The organism is Nonomuraea sp. K271 (genome assembly GCF_009908215.1).
In the GTDB taxonomy this organism is placed as follows: Bacteria; Actinomycetota; Actinomycetes; order Streptosporangiales; family Streptosporangiaceae; genus Nonomuraea; species Nonomuraea longispora.
In genome coordinates, this window is sequence record NZ_JAAAHR010000076.1 from 16,355 (window position 1) to 39,603 (window position 23,249).

25 protein-coding genes, 2 tRNA genes and 1 riboswitch are annotated in these 23,249 nt (G+C 70.4%); of the genes, 12 read left to right on the forward strand and 15 right to left on the reverse strand.

From position 1 onward, the window contains the following. Positions 1–80: 80 nt before the first annotated feature. Positions 81–908 (reverse strand): nuclease-related domain-containing protein, encoded by an 828-nt coding sequence (locus tag GUY59_RS24950; protein ID WP_138202127.1) that lies wholly within the window; start codon positions 906–908, stop codon positions 81–83. A 241-nt stretch (positions 909–1,149) separates the two neighbouring features. Here GUY59_RS24950 and GUY59_RS24955 point away from each other — a divergent pair, with 241 nt between their 5' ends. Next, positions 1,150–1,440 (forward strand): hypothetical protein, encoded by a 291-nt coding sequence (locus GUY59_RS24955; protein WP_132333016.1) that lies wholly within the window; start codon positions 1,150–1,152, stop codon positions 1,438–1,440. A gap of 7 nt (positions 1,441–1,447) precedes the next feature. Continuing rightward, positions 1,448–1,810, forward strand: a complete 363-nt coding sequence (locus tag GUY59_RS24960; protein ID WP_236667470.1) for a DUF5130 family protein — start codon at positions 1,448–1,450, stop codon at positions 1,808–1,810. An 11-nt stretch (positions 1,811–1,821) separates the two neighbouring features. Here GUY59_RS24960 and GUY59_RS24965 read toward each other — a convergent pair whose 3' ends face one another. From GUY59_RS24965 to pepN, 3 genes are all read right to left on the reverse strand, one after another. Further along, a complete protein-coding gene (locus tag GUY59_RS24965) occupies positions 1,822–2,772 on the reverse strand; it encodes a hypothetical protein (RefSeq protein ID WP_138202128.1) in 951 nt (316 codons plus the stop codon). Positions 2,773–2,824: 52 nt separating this feature from the next. Next, positions 2,825–4,102 (reverse strand): serine/threonine-protein kinase, encoded by a 1,278-nt coding sequence (locus tag GUY59_RS24970; protein ID WP_138202129.1) that lies wholly within the window; start codon positions 4,100–4,102, stop codon positions 2,825–2,827. Between the two features lie 92 nt (positions 4,103–4,194). Then, a complete protein-coding gene (pepN, locus tag GUY59_RS24975) occupies positions 4,195–6,759 on the reverse strand; it encodes an aminopeptidase N (protein WP_138202130.1) in 2,565 nt (854 codons plus the stop codon). 90 nt (positions 6,760–6,849) lie between these two features. Here pepN and GUY59_RS24980 point away from each other — a divergent pair, with 90 nt between their 5' ends. Both GUY59_RS24980 and GUY59_RS24985 read left to right on the forward strand, forming a co-directional pair. Next, positions 6,850–7,470: a mycothiol-dependent nitroreductase Rv2466c family protein gene (locus GUY59_RS24980; protein WP_138202131.1), complete on the forward strand. Its 621-nt coding sequence runs from the start codon at positions 6,850–6,852 to the stop codon at positions 7,468–7,470. Positions 7,471–7,598: 128 nt separating this feature from the next. Further along, positions 7,599–9,002 (forward strand): aldehyde dehydrogenase family protein, encoded by a 1,404-nt coding sequence (locus GUY59_RS24985; RefSeq protein WP_138202132.1) that lies wholly within the window; start codon positions 7,599–7,601, stop codon positions 9,000–9,002. A gap of 32 nt (positions 9,003–9,034) precedes the next feature. On the opposite strand, the gene GUY59_RS24990 is transcribed toward GUY59_RS24985, so the two are convergent. Next, the gene (locus GUY59_RS24990; RefSeq protein ID WP_138202133.1) at positions 9,035–9,763 is read right to left on the reverse strand and encodes an SDR family oxidoreductase; all 729 of its coding nucleotides are present in this window, start codon (positions 9,761–9,763) and stop codon (positions 9,035–9,037) included. Between the two features lie 9 nt (positions 9,764–9,772). Continuing rightward, the gene (def, locus tag GUY59_RS24995; RefSeq protein ID WP_138202134.1) at positions 9,773–10,258 is read right to left on the reverse strand and encodes a peptide deformylase; all 486 of its coding nucleotides are present in this window, start codon (positions 10,256–10,258) and stop codon (positions 9,773–9,775) included. Between the two features lie 92 nt (positions 10,259–10,350). On the opposite strand from def, the gene GUY59_RS25000 reads away from it, so the two are divergent. After that, entirely contained in the window at positions 10,351–10,818 is a 468-nt protein-coding gene (locus GUY59_RS25000) for a ribose-5-phosphate isomerase (RefSeq protein WP_132333007.1), read from the forward strand. A 3-nt stretch (positions 10,819–10,821) separates the two neighbouring features. Here GUY59_RS25000 and GUY59_RS25005 read toward each other — a convergent pair whose 3' ends face one another. Further along, entirely contained in the window at positions 10,822–10,968 is a 147-nt protein-coding gene (locus tag GUY59_RS25005) for a hypothetical protein (RefSeq protein ID WP_161714674.1), read from the reverse strand. A gap of 15 nt (positions 10,969–10,983) precedes the next feature. Beyond that, the gene (locus GUY59_RS25010) at positions 10,984–12,216 is read right to left on the reverse strand and encodes a GNAT family N-acetyltransferase (RefSeq protein ID WP_138202135.1); all 1,233 of its coding nucleotides are present in this window, start codon (positions 12,214–12,216) and stop codon (positions 10,984–10,986) included. 118 nt (positions 12,217–12,334) lie between these two features. Here GUY59_RS25010 and GUY59_RS25015 point away from each other — a divergent pair, with 118 nt between their 5' ends. Then, positions 12,335–13,450 carry a PP2C family protein-serine/threonine phosphatase gene (locus GUY59_RS25015; RefSeq protein WP_132333005.1) on the forward strand — a complete coding sequence of 372 codons (1,116 nt, stop codon included), beginning with the start codon at positions 12,335–12,337 and terminating at the stop codon, positions 13,448–13,450. Between the two features lie 114 nt (positions 13,451–13,564). Here the strand turns inward: GUY59_RS25015 and GUY59_RS25020 are convergent, their stop codons facing one another. Next, positions 13,565–14,161, reverse strand: coding sequence for a response regulator transcription factor (locus GUY59_RS25020; protein WP_138202136.1), 597 nt, complete (start codon positions 14,159–14,161; stop codon positions 13,565–13,567). 154 nt (positions 14,162–14,315) lie between these two features. Between GUY59_RS25020 and GUY59_RS25025 the strand changes: the two genes are divergently transcribed. Next, positions 14,316–15,620, forward strand: a complete 1,305-nt coding sequence (locus GUY59_RS25025; RefSeq protein ID WP_138202137.1) for a M50 family metallopeptidase — start codon at positions 14,316–14,318, stop codon at positions 15,618–15,620. Positions 15,621–15,633: 13 nt separating this feature from the next. On the opposite strand, the gene GUY59_RS25030 is transcribed toward GUY59_RS25025, so the two are convergent. Then, positions 15,634–16,455 carry a hypothetical protein gene (locus GUY59_RS25030; protein ID WP_201761306.1) on the reverse strand — a complete coding sequence of 274 codons (822 nt, stop codon included), beginning with the start codon at positions 16,453–16,455 and terminating at the stop codon, positions 15,634–15,636. A 202-nt stretch (positions 16,456–16,657) separates the two neighbouring features. Between GUY59_RS25030 and GUY59_RS25035 the strand changes: the two genes are divergently transcribed. Together GUY59_RS25035 and GUY59_RS25040 are read left to right on the forward strand one after the other, a co-directional pair. After that, positions 16,658–17,887 carry a sensor histidine kinase gene (locus GUY59_RS25035; protein WP_138202138.1) on the forward strand — a complete coding sequence of 410 codons (1,230 nt, stop codon included), beginning with the start codon at positions 16,658–16,660 and terminating at the stop codon, positions 17,885–17,887. Then, positions 17,884–18,567: a response regulator gene (locus GUY59_RS25040; protein ID WP_132333001.1), complete on the forward strand. Its 684-nt coding sequence runs from the start codon at positions 17,884–17,886 to the stop codon at positions 18,565–18,567. Before GUY59_RS25035 ends, GUY59_RS25040 begins: the two co-directional genes overlap by 4 nt. A 12-nt stretch (positions 18,568–18,579) precedes the next feature. Here the strand turns inward: GUY59_RS25040 and GUY59_RS25045 are convergent, their stop codons facing one another. From GUY59_RS25045 to GUY59_RS25055, 3 genes are all read right to left on the reverse strand, one after another. Further along, a complete protein-coding gene (locus GUY59_RS25045) occupies positions 18,580–19,533 on the reverse strand; it encodes a coiled-coil domain-containing protein (RefSeq protein WP_138202139.1) in 954 nt (317 codons plus the stop codon). A 5-nt stretch (positions 19,534–19,538) separates the two neighbouring features. Further along, positions 19,539–19,681: riboswitch (cyclic di-AMP (ydaO/yuaA leader) on the reverse strand. 66 nt (positions 19,682–19,747) lie between these two features. Continuing rightward, positions 19,748–20,830, reverse strand: coding sequence for a galactose-1-phosphate uridylyltransferase (galT, locus tag GUY59_RS25050; RefSeq protein ID WP_138202140.1), 1,083 nt, complete (start codon positions 20,828–20,830; stop codon positions 19,748–19,750). Next, positions 20,827–21,606, reverse strand: a complete 780-nt coding sequence (locus GUY59_RS25055) for a DeoR/GlpR family DNA-binding transcription regulator (protein ID WP_138202141.1) — start codon at positions 21,604–21,606, stop codon at positions 20,827–20,829. Before GUY59_RS25055 ends, galT begins: the two co-directional genes overlap by 4 nt. A gap of 134 nt (positions 21,607–21,740) precedes the next feature. On the opposite strand from GUY59_RS25055, the gene GUY59_RS51435 reads away from it, so the two are divergent. Further along, positions 21,741–21,818, forward strand: coding sequence for a 50S ribosomal protein bL37 (locus GUY59_RS51435; protein WP_372513659.1), 78 nt, complete (start codon positions 21,741–21,743; stop codon positions 21,816–21,818). A gap of 52 nt (positions 21,819–21,870) precedes the next feature. On the opposite strand, the gene GUY59_RS25060 is transcribed toward GUY59_RS51435, so the two are convergent. Further along, positions 21,871–22,494 carry a uridine kinase gene (locus GUY59_RS25060; RefSeq protein WP_138202142.1) on the reverse strand — a complete coding sequence of 208 codons (624 nt, stop codon included), beginning with the start codon at positions 22,492–22,494 and terminating at the stop codon, positions 21,871–21,873. 82 nt (positions 22,495–22,576) lie between these two features. Between GUY59_RS25060 and GUY59_RS25065 the strand changes: the two genes are divergently transcribed. Further along, positions 22,577–22,918, forward strand: coding sequence for a hypothetical protein (locus tag GUY59_RS25065; RefSeq protein ID WP_138202143.1), 342 nt, complete (start codon positions 22,577–22,579; stop codon positions 22,916–22,918). Here GUY59_RS25065 and GUY59_RS25070 read toward each other — a convergent pair. Then, positions 22,886–22,956: transfer RNA gene (locus GUY59_RS25070), tRNA-Gly, on the reverse strand. The two genes, GUY59_RS25065 and GUY59_RS25070, sit on opposite strands and share 33 nt — an antisense overlap. A gap of 89 nt (positions 22,957–23,045) precedes the next feature. Here GUY59_RS25070 and GUY59_RS25075 point away from each other — a divergent pair. Further along, positions 23,046–23,119, forward strand: a tRNA-Pro gene (locus GUY59_RS25075). The last annotated feature ends 130 nt before the right edge of the window (positions 23,120–23,249 follow it).

A 23,249-nucleotide genomic window follows, 5' to 3' on the forward strand; every position in this document is an offset into this window, starting at 1 on the left:
CGCACGGCGAAGCCGGGCGGGAGCGCGCGAGAGGGGCGTCCAGCCTGCGGCGACGGGAGAAGCCGGCGGCTGGGAAGTGCTCAGTCCTCGCCGTAGCGGGCGGGCAGCACCTGGGCGGCGATCTCGTAGATTCGGTTGATCTCGCCGTCGGTCAGCGCCCGCTCCCGCTTGGTGATCCACTTGCGGGCGCGGTCGCCCTGGTAGACGTCCACGCCGCGGATCGTCATGATCTTCCACGGCACCTGCGGCCCGTAGATGGCGAGGGAGGGCACGACCGAGATCTCGCGGCCGAACGACTGGCTGATCAGCTCGCTCGCCCGCGACGCCTCCCACTTGGCCTCGTTGATGCGGGGCTTCTTGTCGAACGGCCCGTGGAAGAGCTTCTTGCCCATCTGCACGCGTACGGGCAGGCGCTTGTCCCACTTCTCGGAGTCGACCGCGTAGACGCCCGTCGGGCCCACCACGAGGTGGTCGATCTGGGCCTCGCTGTCCGGGATCGCCCTGGCGTGCAGTGTGCGGTAGCCGTTGCGTTCGAGCTTGCGCAACTGCGCCTCGGTGCGGCGCTCGGCCACGGATGTGCGCCGCCACGCGGGCACGGAGGAGTTGGAGCGCGCCCGGTAGACCGCCTCGGCGATCGCCGCGAGCACGCCCGCGGTCACACCGGCCCGCCAGTCGCCCACGAGGAAACCCACGACGAGGCCGACGGCCACCGCCAGAAGCGCCCGGTTGCGCAGCCGTCGGACCCGCGGCTGCTCCATCAGGCTGCGCGCGGACACGCGCTTGACCGGCGCGTATGTGGAGGTGGGCGCCGAAGGCTTCGCGGCGGCGGTCTGCTCGCTCTCTGGCTTGTCGCTCACCCAGATGGGTGACGAGTTGTGACCGTCTTCTCGCTGGATGTCGGAGTCCACGTCACTCACCGTAGCCCGGGGTTTCGATCGATTCCTAGTGTTGCCGCGTCCATAGTTTTATGGCCCAGCTCATCGTGTTCCACGCGTGTTTTCCGGGTATGTCTTACGTTCTTCTCTAGAGAAGCCCAGGGGCCCTTGAAGATCCTAACGTGACGCGGGGACGTACCGATCACCCGCCGCATCCGCCGGACACCCCGCGGCGGGTCTGGCCGGACCCGCCGCAGCGGTTTACGGTCAGGGTGTGAACAGCGCGGCGGAGATTCTGCTCTATCTCATCGGAGTGTCCATGGGGCTGTTCGTGCTGATCAGCCTGTTGGTCATGGTGCCGGGCCGGGCTCAGCAGCGCCGTACGAGATCGTGGCCGGTGTGGATCGGCGGGCCGTCCAGGAGCGAGCGCGGGGTGAGCACGTCCGAGCTGGTGCTGGCCGACCGGGTGGCGCCATGGACCGACGTTCCCGAGCACGACTGGGTGGCCGCCGCCGAGACGGCCGAGCCCGGCGGGCGCGTCGGCGGCGCGTCCGCGGGGTGGTGAGGTGACGATGCGCGGACTGACCGCTCCACAGGCCGACGACCTCAGGAAGGCCGTGCAGGCCGCCGAACGGCGAAGCGGCCTGCGGTTGGGGTTGTTCATCGGCGAGCCGGAGGGTCCGCGGCGGCACTTCGCCGAGCGCCTGCACGCCGCCCTGGGCGACGAGGCGGGCAACGCCGTGGTGATCTTCGTGGATCCCGTGGGGCGGGCGCTGGAGATCGTCACCGGCGACGTCGCGAGGCTCCGGCTGCCCGACAGCGCCTGCCGGCTGACGGCGATGTCGATGGCCACCTCGTTCAGCGTGGGCGACCTGGTGGGCGGCCTGTTGTACGGCATCGCCGCCCTCGCGGAGCAGGCCGCGGCCCGCCGCTGATGCCGAGAGGATCAGCCGCGTTCGAGCAGGCCGACGATGTGCTCGCTCACCCCGTGCAGCAGGGTCGCCGGCTCGATCGGGGCGTCGGCGACGGCCGAGAACAGCGCGGGCAGCCCCGGCAGCGGGAACCCGTCGTCCTTCAGCGCCGCGGTCCCGACGGTGTTCTTGTCGAGCGCCGCCCGGCTGCGCTCCCATGCGTCGAGCACCTCCTCCGGCGACGGCACCCCGAACCCGTGCCCCACCGGCGCCGCGTGGCGCAGCCGGACGAGCGGGGTCTCCGCGAAGGCCAGCGCCGTACGCGCGCGCACCTGGAGGCCGGCCCGCGGCTCCGGCTCGATCCAGTCCATGGCCGTGCACGGGTTGCGGCAGCCGGCGACGCACACGGCGAGCGCGCCGGCGACCTGGCTGTGCTGGCGGTCGAAGTACGCCCGCCAACCCTCGGCCGGCTCGGAGGAGACCCGCAGCGTGCGGTTGGTCGCCGACTGCTCGGGCTTGGTGTGGTCGCACTCCCGGTCGCCGATGACGCCGAACCGGCTGCCCGCCACGCTCAGCCCCTCGGGCCAGCGGGCGGGGTCGCCCGCGTGGCCGAGCTGCGGCTCGAAGGCCAGCAGCGGCAGATATTCGCTGGCGATGTGCACCGCGGCGATCATCGGGCTCAGCTCACGCCGGTGCCACCGTACGGAGATCACTTCCAACAGGAGCTCGTACGCGGGCCGCAGCGACTCCAGCGCCCCGCGCGGCTGCTCGCGCGGGGTCTGCGGCATGTGACACGCTCGCGCGCGCCGCCGCAGGTCGGCGGGCACCACCCTGGCCTCGGCCGCGAAGTCCTCGGCGTCGAGCGACAGCAGCCGTTGACCGAACTCGCAGGCCTCGGCGATGTCGGCGGCGGGTGCCAGCGCACCGAGGTCGGCGAAGGCGTAACGACGGGCAAGGGCGACGAAAAGGTCACGAGTCGAGTCCACGCGAAGACTTTCTCATGTTCGGCGAGCCGCTAAGGACGGCGCCGGAGGCCGGTCACGGGCACGGAGCCCGGACACACTGGACCTCACCCGGAGGGGGCGGACGGGAGATCGTGGGCTCCGACGTCGGCTCCTCGGGCTCGTCGGTCGTCGGCTCCTCGGTCGGCTCCGGCTGGGGCGTGGTCGGCGAGACCGTCGGTGTCTCCGTCTCGGTCTCGGTGGCGGTGACCGTCGCGGTGGGCGTCGGCACCGTCGTCTTCGAGACCGAGGGCCTGGGGCTGGAGGTGCGCGTGGCCGGCGCAAGCGGCTGCTTCGCGGTGGCAGGCGGCGACGGCGAGGTCTCCGTGACCGTGGGGGTGGCGGCCGGCGGCTCCATCCGGCCCACCGAGGCGGGCGCCGAGGGACGCAGCCAGACGAAACCCGCCACCGCCGCGGACACCGCCACCGCGGCGGCGATGGTGAGCACCGCCCGCATCGTGCGGCGGCGGCGCGGGACGGGCAGCGTGGCGGGCGAGATCATCGCCGTGCGCGCGGCCTCGGCCATCAGCGCGACCGACGGCCAGCGTGCGTCGGGCGTCTTCTCCAGCGCCCGCTCCACCACCTGCCGCGGCCCCGCCGGCACGTCGGCGGGCAGGCGCGGGATGGGGGAGTTGAGGTGCTTGAAGATGATCTGTACGGGCGTGTCACCCTGGAACGGCAGTTGCCCGGTCAGGCACTCGTACGCCACCACGCCCAGGGCGTAGACGTCGACCGCGGGCGTCACGTCGCTGCTCGTGGCCATCTCGGGAGCGCAGTAGCCGGCCGAGCAGAGCATCGTGCCCGTGGCCGTCAGGTGCCCGGTGGACGCCGAGTGGGCGATGCCGAAGTCGGTGAGCGCCACGCCGCCGTCCGGCCTGATCATGAGGTTGGCCGGTTTGACGTCGCGGTGGACGATGCCCTGCGCGTGGGCCGCCGCCAGCGCGTCGCCCACCTCGGCGACCAGCCGCATGGTGGCCTCCGGGCCGAGCGCGCCACGCCGCAGCACGTGGTCGAGCGACTCGCCCGCCACGTATTCCATGACCAGGAAGCTCACCTGGCGGCCGTCGACCTCGCTGACGCCGTAGTCGTAGACGTCGACCACGCCGGGATGCCGGAGCGTGGCCATGGCCCTGGCCTCGTTCTGGAAACGCTGGACGAAGGACGGGTTTTCCGTCAGGACCGGCATGAGCGCCTTGACGGCCACCGTGCGGCCGAGAACCGTGTCGTCGGCACGCCACACCTCGCCCATGCCCCCGCCGCCGAGGCGGCCGGTCAGCACGTAGCGATCGTTGAGCGTCGTCCCGGCGCCTAGCACGTACTTGAGGCTAACATCGCCGCCGCGCTGCCATGGCCAAGTATGCCCAGCCCGCGGGCCCTCGCCTGGAGGCGGGGCCCGCGGCGGGCGCGTCAGGCGGACGAGGCGTCCTTCTCCCTGTTGCGCAGGGCCCTGCTCACGCCGTCGGCGCCTTCGAGGATCAGCCGGCGCAGCGCCTGCGGCGGCTCCTCGTCGGCGAGGTAGTGCTCTGCGGCCCCGACCGTCGCCGGCTCGATGAGCAGCGAGGGGAAGCATCCCACGGCGAACGTGGACGCCTGGTCGAACGTCCACTCCTTGTAGATCCGCCCCACCTCGGCGAAGTATTTCTCACGGTAGGGGGCCAGCAGCTCGGGATGGCGCGGGTCCTGGAAGCCGCCGATGGTCGTACGGGCGATGTGGTTGGCCAGCTTGCCGCCCACGATGCGGTCCCACGCCGCGGCCTTGGCCTCGGCGGTCGGGATCGCGGCCCGGCAGTGCGCGGCCGAGCGCTCACCCGTCGCCGTAGGGTCGAGCTCCAGCTCGGCGTCGATGTCCGCCTCGGTCAGGCGGCCGCAGGAGACCAGCGCGTGCACCAGCGACCAGCGCAGGTCGGCGTCGACGGTGAGGCCCTCGGGCACGGACGAACCGTCGAGGATGCCCTGCAGCAGGTCGAGGTCCTCGTCCGAGCCGGCCACGGGGGCGAAGGCCTGGAGGTAGGCGAGCTGGTGGTCGGAGCCCGGCTCGGCGGAGGCGAACAGCTCGCGCAGCCTGCCCGCCAGCAGCGTCAGGCCCTCCTGCCGCCACGCCGGGTCGGCGTACTGCTGCACGGCCATGCGCGCCTGCCGCAGCACCGTCTGGAGGACGGTGATGTCGGCGACCGTCTCCGCACCGGAGACGACCAGCCTGACGTAGTCGCGCGTGGACATCTCGCCGTCGCGGGTCATGTCCCACGCCGCCGACCAGCACAGGGCCCGCGGCAGCGACTCGGTGAACGCCGCGATGCCACCGTCGACCAGCGTCTTCAGCGAGCGCTCGTCGAGGCGGATCTTGGCGTAGGTCAGGTCGTCGTCGTTGATCAGCACGAGGTCGGGCTGCTCCTCGCCGACGAGCTGGGCCACGTTCGTACGGGCGCCCACCACGTCGAGCTCCACCCGCTTGGTACGGGCCAGCTCGCCGCCTGCCAGGGAGTACAGGCCGATGGCGACCCGGTGGGAGCGCAGCGTCGGGTGCTCGGCCGGGGCCTCCTGCAGCACCTCGAAGCGGGTGAACCGGCCTCCTGACACCTCGAACGAGGGCCGCAGCGTGTTGACCCACGAGGTCTCCAGCCACTCCTTCGACCACGACGACAGGTCACGGCCCGAGGTGCGCTCCAGCGCGGTGAGCAGGTCCTTCAGCTCGGTGTTGCCCCAGGCGTGCTCGGCGAAGTAGTCGCGTACGCCGGCCAGGAAGTTGTCCAGGCCCACGTAGGCGACGAGCTGCTTGAGCACCGAGGCGCCCTTGGCGTAGGTGATGCCGTCGAAGTTGACCTCGACGGCCTGCATGTCGGGGATGTCGGCGGCGATCGGGTGGGTGGAGGGAAGTTGGTCCTGGCGGTAGGCCCAGGCCTTCTCCACGTTGGCGAAGGTCGTCCACGCGCCCTTGCCCCACCTCGTGGCCTCGGCCTGGGCGAGCACGGACATGTAGGTGGCGAACGACTCGTTCAGCCACAGGTCGTCCCACCAGCGCATGGTGACGAGGTCGCCGAACCACATGTGCGCCATCTCGTGCAGGATCGTCTCGGCGCGGCGCTCGACGACCGCGTCGGTGACGCGGGAGCGGAAGACGTAGTCCTCCAGGAAGGTCACGCAGGCGGCGTTCTCCATGGCGCCGGCGTTGAACTCGGGGACGAAGAGCTGGTCGTACTTCCCGAAGGGGTAGCGCAGCCCGAACACCCGGTGGAAGAAGTCGAAGCCCTGCCGGGTGACCTCGAAGATGTTGTCGGCGTCGAGGTGCCCGGCCAGCGAGGCCCGGCAGTAGACGCCGAGCGGGATGCCGTCGTGCTCGGAGGTCACCTTGTGGTAGGGGCCGGCGACCAGCGCGGTGATGTAGGTGGAGATGGCCGGCGTGGGCGCGAACTGCCAGCGGCGGGCGGCGGGCACCGTGCCGTGCTTGCCGGCCTGCTCGGGCAGCTCCTCCACCCCCGTGGCGGTGGCGTTGGAGATGACCTCCCAGCCGGCCGGCGCCAGCACGGTGAGCTGGAAGGTGGCCTTGAGGTCGGGCTGGTCGAAGCAGGCGTACATGCGGTGGGCGTCGGCCGTCTCGAACTGGCTGTGCAGGTAGACGTTCTCGTCGACCGGGTCGACGAAGCGGTGCAGCCCCTCGCCCGTGCGCATGTAGGAGTAGTCGGCGTCCACGACCAGCTCGTTGTTCTCGGCGAGCGAGGGCAGCGGGAAGCGTCCGGCGCCGGCGTCGTAGCCCGCCACGTCGAGCTCCTCGCCGTTGAGCACGACCCTGCGCACGCGGGCTCCGTGCAGATCGATGAAGGTGGACGCGCCCGGGCTGGTGCCGGCGAAGCGGACCGTGGTGACGCTCTCGAAGCGCTCGTCCCCCTCCGTCAGGTCGAGTGCGACCTCGTAAGACTCGACCTTGAGCAGCCGGGCGCGCTCGCGAGCCTCGTCTCGGGTCAGGTTGCCTGCCAAGTTGCGCTCCTTTTCACCACTTCGGAGAAGTTTGTCGGTATCCTGCCACGGCGGGAATAGGACCCGAACCACCTCAGGTTATGGCCCCACGTGACTGAAAAGATTCCCGTGGACCTGTGGTTCGACCCATCCTGCCCCTTCGCGTGGGTGACGTCACGGTGGCTGATCGAGGTGGCGGAGGTCCGCCCCATCGAGCCGCGCTGGCGCATGATGTCGCTTCACATCCTCAACGAGGACAAGGACGTCTCCGACGACTACCGCGAACGCGCCGCCAGGGCCATGGGGTCGGTAAGGGTGGTCGCGGCCGCCGCCGAGAAGCACGGCGAGCAGGCCGTCGGCGAGCTCTACACCGCTCTCGGCACTCTCCTGCACAACGAGGGCAGGGGCAAGGAGCCGGAGCGGCTGCGCGAGACCGTCGAGACCGCGCTCGAGCGGGCCGGCCTCGACAGGAGCCTCGTCGAGGCCATGCACTCCGAGCAGTGGGACGCCACGATCCGCGCCTCTCACGACGAGGGCATCACGCTGGTCGGCCAGGAGGTCGGCACGCCCATCATCCGCGTCGGCGCCAACGCCTTCTTCGGGCCCGTGATCACCAGCATCCTCCGAGGCGAGGAGGCGGGCAGGCTCTGGGACGGCGTGCTCGCGGTCACCGCGTACGAGGACTTCTTCGAGCTGAAGCGCACCCGCACCAAACGACCGCAATTCGACTGACACATCCGGCTATGCCCGCTGCGCCGTCGTACGCTGGCGGTTGAAGAAGGACGGCGGCGGTGGAGAAGGCTCATCCCGACCGGGATGAGCCCTCGCATCGCCGCGTGAAGCGCTGTCAGGATGGTGCAATGCGTCAGCTCTATATCGGCGGCTCCTGGACCTCGTCGCAGTCGGACGAGTCCATCGAGGTCGCGAACCCGGCCACGGAAGAGATCATCGACCGCGTCCCCGCGGGCTCCCCCCGCGACGTCGAGGCGGCCGTGCGGGCGGCCAGGACAGCCTTCCCCCGATGGTCGGAGACCGCCGCCGCCGAACGCGGGAAGCTGCTCGGCGACGCCGCCGAGCTGCTGAAACAGCGAGCTGACGAGATCGCCAAGACCATCGCCACCGACATGGGCGCGCCGCTCGGCTTCGCGCTCAAGGTACAGACCCTCATGCCCGCCACCGTGCTGGCCTCCTACGCCAAACTGGCCGAGAGCCATCCGCGCGAGTCCCGGGTCGGCAACTCGCTGGTGCTCAAGGAGCCGGTCGGGGTGGTGGCGGCGATCACGCCGTGGAACTATCCGCTGCACCAGATCATCTGCAAGGTGGGCCCCGCGCTGGCCGCCGGGTGCACCGTGGTGCTGAAGCCGAGCGAGGTGGCGCCGCTGGCGGCGTACGCGCTGGCGGAGATCTTCGACGAGGTGGGCTTGCCCGCGGGCGTGTTCAACCTGGTGAGCGGGCGTGGGCCGGTGGTGGGGGAGGCGATGGCCGCCCATCCTGACGTGGACATGGTGTCGTTCACCGGCTCGACCGTCGCCGGCAAGCGGGTGGCCTCGCTCGCGGCCGAGTCGGTCAAGCGGGTTGCGCTGGAGCTGGGCGGTAAGTCGGCAAATATCATTCTTCCTGATGCCGACCTGGCCCGTGCCGTCAAAGTCGGCGTGGCCAACTGCTTCGTCAACGCCGGCCAGACCTGCTCGGCGTGGACCCGCATGATCGTCCACCGCGACCAGTACGACGAGGCCGTGCGCCTGGCCGTGGAGACCGCGCGCGGCTACCCCGTCGGCGACCCCTTCGACGAGTCGACCAAGATCGGCCCGCTGGTGTCGGCGACCCAGCGCGAGCGCGTCGTCCGCTACATCAACAGGGGCCAGGAGGAGGGCGCGCGGCTTGTCGCCGGTGGCACCGAGCAGCCGCGCGAGCGCGGCTACTACGTCGAGCCCACCGTGTTCGCGGCTGTGGAGCCGGGCATGACGATCGAGCAGGAGGAGATCTTCGGCCCGGTGTTGTCGCTGATCCCGTACACGACCGAGGACATGGCCGTACAGATCGCCAACGACACGAGATACGGCCTGGCCGGAGCGGTCTGGTCGGGCACCGACGAACACGCCCTGTCGGTCGCCCGCCGGCTCCGCACCGGCCAGGTGGCCGTCAACGGCGGCCGGTTCAACCCGATGGCCCCCTTCGGCGGCTACAAGCAGTCAGGGGTGGGCCGGGAGCTCGGCGAGCACGGGCTGGAGGAGTTCCTGGAGGTCAAGGCGCTGCAGCTGTAGCCGCCGGGCCGAATCACGACGCGCCGGCGAGGTCAGATGTACAGCCCGCCGGTGGCGTGCACGTTGTGGCCGGTTACCCAGTGACCGTCGGGGCCCGCCAGGAAGGCGACCACGGCGGCGATGTCGCCGGGCCTGCCGAGGCGCCGCAGCGCGGTGTACTGCTCCGTCAGCTCCAGCGCCTCCGGCGGGTTGGCGCCGCGCAGCATGTCGGTGTCGGTCGCGCCGGACGAGACGACGTTCACGGTGATGCCCCGCACGCCCAGCTCGCGCGAGGCCACTTTGGCGAACTGCTCGACCGCCCCCTTGCTGCCGCAGTAGAGCATCAGGCCGGGAGCGGGCACCTGGGTGTTGAGCGTCGAGATCGTGATGATCCGCCCGTCGTCGCGCATGACCCTGCCCGCCCACTGCGTGGCCAGGAACACCGCCCGCGTGTTCACCGCGAAGACCCGTTCGTAGTCGTCGCCGGTGAAGTCGCCCAGGGGCTTGGCCAGGCTCAGTGCGGCGTTGTTGATCAGGATGTCCAGCCCGGGCAGCCGCGCCTCCGCCTCGGCGAACAACCGCTGCAGATCATCCTGGTCGCCCAGATCGGCTCGTACGGCGTGCGCACCCGTCTCCTCGGCCACCTGCCGCGCCGCCTTTTCCGAGTGCTCGTAGCAGAACACGACCTCGGCCCCGTCGCGGGTCAGCCGCTCCACGACGGCCCTGCCGATGCCCCTGGAGCCTCCGGTGACCAGTGCGCCCTTACCTGAAAGTACGTTCATGCGGTGAGCCTACGCCCTGAGCATGATCTCGCGGGCTTCGTTCTTGGGGAGGCGGTCGACGTACAGCTTGCCGTCCAGATGCTCGCTCTCGTGCTGGAAGCAGCGCGCCAGCGATCCGCGGGCCTTGATGCGCACGGGCCGCCGCAGCCGGTCGACGCCCTCGACGGTGACGCCCGAGGCCCGCGCGACGGGGGCGTAGATCGGCCGGCCCGTGCGGCGATCGGGCACCGACAGGCAGCCCTCCTCGTCGAGGATCTCCTCGGGGTCGTCCACGGTCAGCCGCGGATTGATCACGTGGCCCTTGCGTCCGCTGATGTCGTAGACGAACAGCCGCCGTGACACGCCGATCTGGGGGCCCGCCAGGCCGACGCCGTTGACCGCGTACATCGCCTGGAACAACTCGTCGATCAGCCGGCGCAGGTCGCGGTCGAAGTCGGTGACGGGGTCGGCGGTCGTGCGCAGCACCGGATCGCCGATGATGCGGATCTCGCGCATGGGATATCTGCTCTCGTAAGGACTGGGATGCGGAACGGGTCCTTACTCTAGCAAGCGGACCTGATCGGCGAAGGCTGTGGAAGACTGGTCGGGTGCGTGTCTACATCGGTGCCGACCATGCCGGCTATGAGCTGAAAAACCACCTCGTGTCCTGGCTCAAGGACCACGGTCACGAGGTGACCGACTGCGGTCCGTTCGTCTATGACGCGGAGGACGACTATCCCGCGTTCGTCCTGCGCGCGGCCGAAGGCGTCGCGGGCGACCCCGGCAGCCTGGGGGTGGTCATCGGAGGCTCGGGCAACGGCGAGCAGATCGCCGCCAACAAGGTGCGCGGCATCCGCGCGGCGCTGGCCTGGAGCGAGGAGACGGCCTCGCTGGCCCGCGAGCACAACAACGCCAACGTCGTCAGCGTCGGTGCCCGCATGCACACCGTCGACGACGCGGCCAGGTTCGTGGAGGTCTTCCTGACCACGTCGTTCTCCGGCAGCGAGCGCCACAGCAGGCGGATCGCCCAGCTCGACACCTACGAGACGATCGGCCAGCTGCCCTCCCTGCCCTGACCCTCAGCCCTTGCGCTTGGCGTCACGCCTTGGCATCTCGTCACGCAGAGGCCGTCGGTCGGCGGCCTCCTGCTGCTCTTTCGACGGTCTCGACACGTCGCGGGCGCGCATGGCGACGGTCGCGGTGATCTGCAAACTCTGCAGTGCCATGTCAACGACCCTACGTCAGAACGTCAGTCCCGCCCATGGCCTCGGGCTCCACGACATGGCGGTGGCCAGCGAACGCAGCGCGCCGGGGGAGTGCTCGCGCACCAGCCCCGCCGCCAGGTGCTCCATGAGCATGCCGTCGCCGAGGTACGCCGAGCCGAGCGAGGCCACCGGCAGTGTCACGTCAGGCCGGTCGTCGACCGGTGCGCACTCCGCGCCCGCCGGGCCGGCGGTGAGCCGCCAGCGCCGGGCGTTCCACGGGCACACGTCGTCCTCAACCTCGATCACCGCGTCCACCGGAGCCGAGTAGGACCGCGCGGCCAGAGCCGCGCCCACCTCGACCAGGCGCACCCACAACTCGTCCGTCCAGCCGGCGCGCGCCTGCCTCGGGTCGGCCAGCAGCGCGATCAGGGGGTCGTCCACCGGCCTCGCGCCCGCCTCCACCCGGGAGACGAGATCGCGGTCGAGCACGCTGCGCCACAGCAGCGCGTACGCCGCCGGATCGGCCGCCTCCAGCTCCTGCAGCCGCACCTCCCCGTCGGGAATGCCGTCGGCGTCCCACGACGGCTTGATCCGGAACAGGGCATAACCGCGTACGCCGCCGTCGTCCTCGGCCAGCACCGAGCGCAGCGGGCCTGCCCCGCCCTGATCGGCCTCCTCGTCGGCCAGCACGCCGTCCCAGAACCGCGCGTTGCGCTCGTAGCGTCCGGGACGCCGGGCCACGACGGAGGCGAACACCTTCTCCAGGTCGGCGCGTACGTCGGCGGGCTTGGCGACCCTGAGCCTGAGCGACGGGTCGGAAGGAGCGTTCGCGACGAACGGCGTACCACCGGGTTTCCTGAAACGGAACGACAGCGAGCTCGACGCCCTGCCGTAGCCGTACCTGCCGTAGATGGAGGCCTCGGAGGCGTAGAGCGCGGCGACGCTCTCCCCGCGCTCCCGGATGTCGGAGAGCTGCCTGCGCATCAGCGACGACAACACGCCGCGTCGGCGATGGGAGGGCAGCACGCTGACGGCCGTCACGCCCGCGACGGGAAGCTGCCCGCCGGGGACCGTCATGGTGAGGCTGTAGATGGACGTGACGCCCGCGATGAGGTCTCCGTCGAAGACCGCGAGCGTGCGGTCGAACTCCGTCTCGGCCTTGTAACGCTCGTTCTGCGCGGGATTCGGCCGCCAGCCGAACCCTTCTTCGAGCACCAGCGCGAACGCCGACCACTCGGACTCGTCGATCGGGCGGATCGGATACGTCATCTGTCCACGGTAGGAGCGGGCAAAGAGGAAGGGCTACCGAATATCCGTGCTTGATGATCAAGGCCTTGGTCAAGTGGGCTGCCCAAACACGGGTCAGACCGATACAGTCAGGCCCATCATGAGTTCCCGACCGGCGCCGCTGATCCCGCCACGGGTCCGTGCCGTCCTGGTGCGGGTGCCGGGTCTGGTGGCCGCCGTCCGCTTCATCCGGCGAGGGCCGCTGGCCCGCGACCGCAACCTGCTCGTCACGCTGACCGTGCTCGCGCTCGTCATCGGGTTCCTCGCGGTCAAGGTCTCTACCGAGTGGTTCTCGCCCTCCCTGCTCATCCTCGTCACCCTGGTCGGCGGGCTTCAGCTGCGTCTGCGCAGCCTGGTCAAGCTGCTGGTCGGTGTCGGCGTCGCGCTCGGCTACATCGCGATCGGGCTGGGCCCCGACCGGATCGGCGTCGGGCTGACCGTGACGATCGTGTTCACCACGGTGCTCGCCGTGCTCATGGCCCGCACCAGGGGCAAGCTCGGCGTGCAGGGGTTGCGCGGCGACGCCATGCTGCTGGAGTTGCGCGACCGCCTCAAGAGCCAGGGCGAGCTTCCTGCGCTGCCCAAGGACTGGGGCGGCAAGGTGGTGCTCAAACAGGCCGGCGGGTCGTCGTTCGGCGGCGACTTCCTGGTCTCCATGCGCGACGGCAACTCCGTCGAGATCGCCCTGGTCGACGTGTCCGGCAAGGGCGTCGACGCGGGCACCAGGGCACTGCTGCTGTCCGGCACGTTCGGCGGGCTGCTCGGCTCGGTCGACGACTTCCTGCCCGCGTGCAACACCTACCTCCACCGCCAGCGAGGCGACGAGGGGTTCGTGACCGCGGTGCACGTGCGGCTCGACCTCGACACGGGCGACTACACGATCACCTCGGCCGGGCATCCGCCGGTGGTGAAGTTCGACGCGGGCACGGGCAACTGGCAGGTGGCCTCGGCCAAGGGCGTGGTGCTCGGCGTGGTGCCCGACCTGCACTGCGAGCCCGACAGCGGCACCCTGCGCAAGGGCGACGCGCTGCTGCTCTTCACCGACGGCCTCATCGAGCAGCCGGGGCGCGACATCGACGCCGGCCTCGACCGGCTGCTGGGCGAGGCGGAGCGGCTGCTGCCCTCCGGTTTCCGCGACGGCGCGCGGCCACTGGTCAACGCCATGGCCTCCGGACACAACGACGACTGCGCATTGGTGCTGATCTGGCGTCCCTGATGACGAATCACACGGTTCAGGTTGTGTTGGGAGTCACTGGCAGCGGGCTCCACGCTGCTGAGATCCTCTAGACGTTCGGGCCCCGGCGGAGCGGCGCGGCTCCACCGGGTCCCGTCACAACCAGCCCTGGTCGCTCGCGATGCGCACGGCGTCGAGCCGGTTGCGCGCCCCTGTCTTGCACATGATGCGCGACAGATGGTTGCGCACGGTGCCCACGGAAAGGAAGAGCTGGTCGGCGATCTCGGTCGAGCGCGCGCCGCCCGCCGCGACGCGCAGCACGTCGAGTTCCCGCCTGGTCAGCGGGTTCGTCGCGCACTGGAGCGCGGCCGCGGCCAACTCCGACTCGATGGCCCGGCGGCCCGCCGCGACGAGGCGCACTCCCTCAGCCAGCCGCTCGGGCGGCACGCACAGGCTCATGAACCCGAGCGCGCGCTCGGCCAGCGCGCTGCGCACCTGCCCGGGATGGGGATCGGTCGACAACACCAGCACCTTGCATCCCGGCGCCCGCGCGGAGAGCCCGGCCAGCACGGAGCCCCCCGGCAGCCCGGCATCGACGACGGCCACGTCGGGACCGCTCTCGACGGCCGCCCGCACCGCTTCGTCGGCGCATCCGGCCTGCGCCACGACCCGCAGATCGGGTTCGGCTCCGAGAATGGCCAGCAGGCCACGGCGCACCAACGGCAGATGCTCTGCGATCAGTATGCGGATCAAGGACTCCCCCTTCATCGTCTCTTAGGGTGATCGTTTGATCGCGCACTGTCAATCCATTCCAAAAGGCGGGCAAGCCGTACCGCGCGGCGGATTCGACTACCCTTGGGTTGGCGGTTTTTCGCCGGTCCTGCCGTCTGCCATGGAGCGCGACTCGATGAACTGGCTCTATCTCGTGGGGATCATCCTCTTCCTCCTCGGGCTGATGTTCTCCATCGCGCTGCACGAGCTCGGCCACCTCGTGCCCGCCAAGATCTTCGGCGTGCGCGTGACGCAGTACATGGTGGGTTTCGGCTCGACGGCCTGGTCCCGGAGGAAGGGCGAGACCGAATACGGCGTCAAGTGGATCCCGCTCGGCGGCTACATCCGCATGATCGGCATGCTGCCGCCGCGCCCCGGTGACGATCCCACCAAGGCCAGGAGCACCGCGACGGGCCCGTTCCAGGGGCTCATCGAGTCCGCCCGCGACGCCGCGCTGGAAGAGGTGCGGCCCGGCGACGAAGAGCGCGTCTTCTACCGCAAGAAGTGGTGGCAGAAGGTCATCATCATGTCCGGCGGCCCGGCGATGAACTTCGTGCTGGCGTTCGTCTTCTTCAGCATCCTGCTGGTCGGCATCGGCCTGCCGACGTGGGCCCCGATCGTCTCGCCCGAGACCAACACGTGCGTGATCCCCGCCTCGGAGCAGCGCACCACGTGCAAGCCCACCGACCAGCCGACCCCCGCAGCCCAGGCCGGCCTCAAGCCCGGTGACCGCCTGGTCTCGCTCGACGGCAAGAAGATCGGCGACTGGACCGCGGCCACCCACCTGATCCGCTCCCACGGTGCCGGGCCCGCGCAGCTCGGCATCGTCCGCGACGGCAAGCCGATGACACTCGACGTCACGCTCATCGCCCAGGACCGGCCCAACCTCGAAGATCCGGATAAGATCGACAGGAATGTCGGCTTCCTCGGCGTGCTGCCCACCGAGGTCATGCAGCAGCAGAACCTCGGCCAGGTGATCGGCTACATGGGCGAGCTGACGGGCAGGGTCGCGAGCTCACTGCTCAACCTGCCGGAGAAGATGGTCGGCGTCTGGCACGCCGCCTTCTCCGGCGAGGAACGCGACCCCGAGGGCCCGGTCGGCGTCGTCGGCGCGGGCCGCATGGGAGGCGAGATCCTCGCCTCCGACCTGTCCAACGAGAAGAAGATCGCCATCTTCGTCAACCTGCTGGCCGGGTTCAACCTCGCGATCGGCATGTTCAACCTCATCCCGCTGCTGCCGCTCGACGGCGGGCACATCGCGGGCGGCCTGTGGGAGGGGCTCAAGCGGGCGTACGCCAAGGCCATGCGGCGGCCGGACCCCGGCTACGTGGACATCGCGAAGGTGCTGCCGCTGACCTACGCGATCGCGATCGTCATGATGATCATGGCGGGGCTGCTGATCTACGCCGACCTGGTCAACCCGCTGCGGCTGACGGGCTGACGGGAGGGCCGTCTCAGCCCCGGGTGAACGGCAGGGCGGAGCCGAAGACCGCGCCGAGCACGAGCCAGGCGATGACGACGGCGAGCCAGAACACGGCTCGCCGGCTCGGCGGAGGGCCGTCACGCAGCAGCGAGAACCCCAAAGGGACCAGCGCGACGCAGAGTCCGCCCACGGCGATGACGGACTGCGGGATCTGGGTGCCCTTCAGCGTCCCGAGCGCGAGCGCCGACATCAGGCCGAGCGCCACCGAGCGGCCCAGGCCGAGTGCGCCGGAGCGGTAGGCGCCGACGGCCAGCACGATCCAGCCGGCGAAGGCCGCACCCGACAACATCCTGAAGGGATGCCATTGCGTGTCCCACCATGCTGCGTAGTAGTGCTCGATCCCGCCGATCATCGCGGGCAGGCCCAGGGCGTCGGTCAGGTGGAAGGCCAGGTGGTCGGTGCCGTACTGGAAGGTCCGGGTGAACAGCCCGGCGATCACCAGGCATCCGCCCCACAGCCCCCACAGCGGCCTGGTGGCGGCGATCCTGTGCGCCAGCGTCATGACCGCCGGGCACAGCAGGATGACGCCGCAGGCGAAGCTGGCATAGGCGGCGGTGACGAGCTCCGGGTGCCGGGTGTAGGCGGCGAGCTGGTCAGGGAAGAAGAAGTGGAACCGTGAGCGCAGCAGAATCCCGGTCATGAGCAGGGTGGGGCCGGCGATCAGCGCGACGGCGCTCACCCATCGTCCGGGGAAGGCCGGTTGCCGGCCCAGGTTGGCGGTGGCGTTGGCGGCCCGCCGCTCCTTGGCTGCCCGCCGCCATCGCGTGATCCGCCGGCGAAGCTCGTTCTTCATGCGTTCCTGCCCGTCGTGTCGGTGTCGGTGCGGCCCGGAAAGCCGGGCGCATCAGCATGGTGGCGGGCGGTGCGGCGGGCGCGCGTCGGGCCCAGGTCACATCTTGCGGCGGCGAGCAGGAGACAGGTACGACCCCGGACGGACGCGGCCGTCCTACCGTGGTCAGATGCCGGGCGAGCCGGTGAGGAGATAACGTCACGGCATGAAATGGGCTCGGCAGCTCCGCCGGAAGGGCGTTGCCGACGCGGCGGCGGCGGTCATGGTGGCGCTGCTCGTCGGCTACGCCTTCGTCGATCCTCCGGGGCCGTCGCCGTCATGGCCCGCCTGGACGGCCTGGCCGGTCGCGGCGGTCGTGAGCTTTCCCGTCGCGCTCCGGCGGCGGCTGCCGCGGTCCATGCTCGCCGCCGGGTGCGCCGCGGGCGCACTGACGGTCGTGGCCGGCGCCGGCGCGGCGGGCGCGCTCTCGGTGTCGTTCCTGCCGACCGTGCTCGTGCTGTACGTCGTGGCCTCCACCGCCTCGGTCGCGTGGGCGGTGGCGGGCTGGGCGGCCTGCCTGTCCGCCGCGGTGATCACTATCCTGATCTTCTACGCCCAGGTGCTGCCCGGCCTCTCGCCGGTGGCCACGCCGAGCGAGCTGCCACCTCACTGGCCGGTCGAGATCGGCGTGATCGGGGTGCTGCTGACGGCCGCCTGGGCGCTGGGGACGGCCGTACGCTGGAAGCGCGACACGACCGCTCGGCTCGTCCGCCACCTCGCCGAGGCCGCGGTGGGGGAGGAGCGCAGGCGCATCGCCAGGGAACTGCACGACATCATCGGCCACAGCATGAGCGTGATCGCCGTCAAGGCCACCGTCGCCAACCATGTCGCCGAAGCCCGCCCGCAGGAGGTGCGCGCCGCGTTGTCCGTCATCGAACAGACCAGCCGGAGCACACTCACCGAGATCCACCGGGTGCTCGACCTGCTGCGCTCCGACGGCGACCCCCAGCAGGCGCACGTGCTCGTTCCCGGCATGGCCGACCTGCCCGAGCTGGCCGCGCAGGCCCGCTCGGCCGGGGTCGAGGTCGACCTGACCGTCCGCGGGGAGGCCACGCCGCCTCCCGCGGTCGCGGTGTCGGTCTACCGGATCGTGCAGCAGGCCCTGACCAACGTCGTCACCCACGCGGGGCCCACGCGCTGCTCGGTCACCGTCGTCGTCGACGAGCGGGAAGCCGCGATCGAGGTCGTCGACGACGGCCCCCGCCACGGCCCCCGCCACGGTGCCCGCCATGGTGCCCGCCAGGGCCGGCGGCCTGGTCACGGCGGCCACGGCCTTGTGGGCATGCGTGAACGCGCGAAGACGTACGGAGGCACGTTCAGCGCGGGGGCACGCCCTGACGGCGGGTTCCGCGTGGCGGCCCGCCTGCCCTACGACCGGGACGGCCGGCCGGCATGAGCGCCGACGCCCCTAGGCCGATCAGGGTGCTGCTCGCCGAGGACCAAATCCTGGTGCGCGACAGCTTCAAGGTGCTCATCGACACCACACCGGGGCTGACCACCGTGGGCGAGGCGGGCAGCGGTGCCGAAGCCGTCCTGCTGGCCCGCCGGCACCGCCCGGACGTCGTCCTCATGGATATCCGCATGCCCGGCATGGACGGCATCGAGGCGACCAGGCGGATCTGCGCCGACCCGGCCGGCAGCGGCACGCGCGTGCTGATCCTCACCACGTTCGACCAGGACGACTACGTCCACGCGTCGCTACGCGCGGGGGCGAGCGGTTTCCTGCTCAAGCACGCCACGGCGACCGAGCTGCTGGCCGCCATCCGGGTCGTCGCCGCCGGCGAAGCGCTGCTGGCGCCGACCGTGACCCGCCGGCTCATCGCCGACTTCCTGCGACGTGCCCATCCCGCTCCGGCCACGCGAGACCTCGGCCACATCACCCAGCGCGAGTGCGAGGTGCTCACCCTCGTCGGCAGGGGGATGTCCAACTCCGAGATCGCCGGGCATCTGCATCTCACCGTCGGCACGGTCAAGACCCACATCGGCAGGCTCCTGGCGAAACTGCAGGCCCGCGACCGGGCGCAACTCGTCATCGCCGCCTACGACGGCGGGCTCGTCGACCCGCGGCCACGATGACACAGAGCCCGTTCAGTTCATGGAGATGTGCACGTGGTCGTAGTGGTTCTCGGTGATGCTGCCGCGGTCGGACATCGTGCTCCAGCCCGATCCGTGGTTGATGCGCTGTTTCCAGATGACGTACTTGACGCCCAGCTTGCTCTTGTTCTTGATGGCCCACTCCGCGATGCGATCGCCCAGGGCGGTGTTGGCGGCGGAGGGCATCGAGCCGCCCGTGCTCATCATGAAATCGCAGGCCCTGCCCAGCGGGTGCTCGCCTCCTGAGCCGGAGCGGAAGCAGCCGACGGTGAAGGGCAGCGCGAAGTTCTTGTCGATCTGCTCCTTCATCAGCCGCGTGCGCGGGGTGATGTTGTCGGAGCCGGACGGCAGTTCGGGCGCCCAGCCGCCGTCCGGCCTGCGGTTCGTGCCGAACGGCACCAGGTCCTGCAGCTTCTTCTCGATGTCGTCGATGACGTCCTCGGCCTCGTCGCGCCGGCCGGCCACCTCGGAGGCGTCCTTGCGGATCTTGACGGCGAGCTCGGCGGCCTGCACGGCGGCCTTCTTCTTCTGGTCGCGTGTCCTGGCCACGCCCTGCACGAACGCCTGCTGCTCGGCGGTGACCTGGTTGAGCACGGCCGCGCCGCCGCTGTTCTCGGGCAGCATGAACGCGGGAACGCTGGAAGTGCCGTTCTGGTAGCGCAGCCGGGCGATCTCGGCGACCCGCTTCTCGGCCGTCGTGAGCGCCTCCTCGGCGGTGGCCAGCCGGGCCTTGGCCGCCTTGGCGGACTTCTGTGCCTTGGCCAGCTCGACCCGCTTGAGGTTGTACGCCTCGATCAGCTTGTCGACCTTGTTGTTGAGCTGCTTGAGCTGGGCCCGCAGCTCCGACTCCTTGGGTTTGGGCGCCGCGGACGCCGGGGCCGCCGAGACGGCGACGGCTGCGGCGGCGATGAGACCGATGGCAAGACTCGCGGGGGACGAAGCCGCCACGTAGGTGTTCCTCTCCCTCTGCCGGCCGGGTTAGCTGACGGGTTCGGGTAAGGGAGCTGCGTTTCCCTACCACCGAAGTGGATTCACCCCAAGTGCGATGGGTCCCCGGCTCCCGGGCAACTCGCCCAGGATTAGGCGGTGCAACGGCTGTTACGGCCGGTACATAAGGGGATATTAGTGGTAGATCACGAGTCATGCGACCTTAAGTAGAAATCTATTCTTGATCGATCCGTGACCGGAGCATACGGGCGGCCTCCTCCGGCATCACGTCGTTGACGAACGCGCCCATCGCGGACTCCGAGCCAGCCAGATACTTGAGCTTGTTCGGCGCCCGCCGGATGCTGAAAAGCTCCAGATGCAGGTACGCGAGCTCGCGGTCCCGCCGCACCGGAGCTTGGTGCCAGGCCGAGATGTAGGGCGTCACACCGCCGAACAACCCGTCAAAGGCTTGCAGCACCGTGGTGTAGAGCGGGGCGAACGCCGCATGTTCCTCCTCCGTGAGTGCGGCCAGGTCGGGCACCTGCCGGTGCGGATAAACGTGCACCTCGAACGGCCAGCGCGCGGCCGCCGGCACGAACGCCGTCCATGCCTCGTTGTCGGCGATCACCCGCGTCCCGGCGGCACGCTCGGCGGCCAGCACGTCGGCGAACAGGTTGCCCGGCCCCTGATGGCGGGCCGCCGCGCCGAGCTGGAGCTTCGTCCTGGGCGTGACGTACGGGTACGCGTAGATCTGGCCGTGCGGGTGGGCCAGCGTGATGCCGATCTCCTCGCCCCGGTTCTCGAAACAGAACACCTGCTCCACGCCCTCGACCGCGGACAACTCGGCCGTACGGTCGGCCCAGGCCTCCATGACGAGCCGTACCTGCGCGTCAGAGAGCTTGGAGAAGGAGGACGAGTGGTCGGAGGTGAAGCACACCACCTCGCAGCGCCCGACCCCCGGACGGACGTCGCTCAGCCCGCCAACATCGTGATAAGTCCCAAAATTGGTGGAGAAGGACGGGAAGCGGTTTTCGAACACCACCACGTCATAGTCGTACGCCGGGATCTCCGTCGACCGCGCGTCCGACGACGGGCACAACGGGCACTCGGCGGACGTGCCCGCCGGCAGGAACGTCCGCGTCTGCCGGTGCCCGGCCATCGCGATCCACTCCTCGGTCAGCGGATCGTAGCGCAGCTCGGACGCCACCGGCCGGGGCTCCAGCGGACGCCGGTCGATCGCGCTCCGATCGGCGTCGTCGCGCTGGTCGAAGTAGATCAGCTCCCGGCCGTCGGCGAGTTGGGTGACGGTGCGCTTCAATGCGTGCCCTCCGCGATGATCAGTTCTCCGGCCCGCTCGGCCAGCTGCGTGCGTGCGTCCTCGGGCAACCCCGCGTCGGTGATGACCACGTCCGCCTCGCTCAGTTCGGCGATGGTGCTGATGCCCACCGTGTTCCACTTGGTGCTGTCGGCCGGGACGACCAGCCGGTGCGCGGCCGCCACGAGCTCCCTGTCGGTCTCCGACTCCAGCAGGTTCGGCGTGGTGAACCCGGCCCGCACGCTCATCCCGTGCACGCCGAGGAAGAGCGTGTCCACGTGCAGGCGGCGGATCGCGGCCACGGCCACCGGGCCGACCAGCGCGTCGGACGGCGTACGCACGCCTCCCGTCAGCACGACGGTGCGGTCGGCGCGCGGGTTGCGGTGGAAGACCTCGGCGACGGGGATCGAGTTGGTGATCACGGTCAGTTCGGGGACGCCGATGAGGTGGTGGGCCAGCGCCCATATGGTGGTGCCCGCTGACAACGCCACGGCGGTGCCGGGGCGGACCCACCTGGCCGCGTGCCGCGCGATGGCCTCCTTCTCCTGCTGCTGGCGGGCGGACTTCGCGGTGAAGCCCGGCTCCTCGGTCGATCCTGGACCGAGGGCGGTCGCCCCGCCGTGCACCTTCTCCAGCAGGCCGCGTTCGGCCAGCACTTCAAGGTCACGGCGGATGGTCATGTCGGAGACGCCCAGCTCGCGTACGAGGTCGGCGACCCGGACGCCGCCGTTGCTGCGCACACGTTCGAGGATCGTCTGCTGACGCTGCTGTGCGAGCACGCCCGCTCCTTCCAACAGATTCCACCAAATTATGACACGACGCTGTTGGGGAATGTTAGGTCGTTACGGATCGCTTGCGCTGTTCAAGGGGAAAGAGAGGTTGAAAGCACACCGATCATCCGGGAGGCGTACTGATGGCCAGGCGAGCACGCAAAGGCAGGGCACGCAAGAAGAAGAAGGCCAACCACGGCAAGCGCCCGACCGCACGCTGACAGGTGGCCGCCCGCCGGCGGCCACCCCCTGCACAGCCCGGCAGGAGCCGGCTCAGAGCAGGAGCGCGGGCCGGTCGGGGTGATCGGCCCTGATCACGACGTCGGCCGCCTCCTGCGGCCCCACCTCGCGCTCGTACCGCTCGTATGCGGGCAACCGCCACCGCTCCTCCTCAGGCGTACGGCGCTCCAGCGCCGCCGCCGACAACCACACATGCACGGTCAGCTCGAACGCCAGCCCCTGCCCCAGCAGCAGCGTCCCGTCGACGACGACCACCCCGCCCGGCGGCAGCTCCTCGTACGGCAGCCGGTACGCCCGGTCGATCCGGCTGTCCCACAGGGCCGGCAGCACCCGCCCGGAGCCGTGCTCGTCCAAGGGGTCCAGCACCTCCCTGCCCAGCGCCTTGACGTCGAGCCAGTCCTCGTAGAAGGCGTCGGGATCGTCCCTGCCGTGCTCCAGCCGCAGCGACGCGGGCCGCAGGAAGTCGCCCGCGGAAACCCGGAGCACGGGCCGCCCACGCAGCCTCAGCGGTGCCACGAGGTCGTCGGCCAGCGTATCCGGCCGCCCCGCGGGCGCTCCGTCGACGGCCACCCGCACCCACCGGTCGCGCGGCCACCGGGCGACCCGCTCGGCCAGCTCGCCGACGAGAACGTCACGGGAGATCGGTCGCGCACGCATCAGCACCACCTTACGAGCGCCCACCGCCGGGCCGACGCGCCGCGCGGGGGCGCCGAGAGGCGTCCGATCGTAGAATCCGCCCATGGACTGGCGGACGTGGCACGACGAGTACGACGGCCCCGTTCGCGGCTGGCGCAACGCCTGCGGGTCGTGCACCAGCGCATCCGGCCGGCACTCGACACCTGCCGTGCCGCATATCTGCCGATGGTTCGAGGACCGCGGCTACGACCGCGAATGGCTGTCGGAACCGGGCATCGGCTACGGCGTCGGCGTCCAACGTCTCACCGGCACCCCGCAGCCCATGGTCGCGGGGCGGCACATGTTCACCTTCACCCGGCACGACGAAGGCCAGGCGCTCGGTGAGGTGCGGCCTGGCCTTCATGCTCACGAGAGCGGACGACGGGAATCGAACCCGCGTAGCTAGTTTGGAAGACTAGGGCTCTACCATTGAGCTACGTCCGCGCGAACCGGTCGAAGTCTGGTCTAGACTTCATCCGGTCGTCAGGTCGTAAGCGTACCGGAGTCGCGGACCGCATGCGCACTCGGCGAGACGGGGCGTGGCGCAGCTTGGCAGCGCGCTTGCTTTGGGAGCAAGAAGTCGCAGGTTCAAATCCTGTCGCCCCGACCGTGTGATGTCTCAGGACATCGGAAACCCTCGAACCTACGGGTTCGGGGGTTTCGTCGTGTTGGGGTTTGCCTGGGGTTGGTAGTCGCGGGCGGGGTCGATGGTCAGCTCGCGCAGGAGTTCTCCGGTG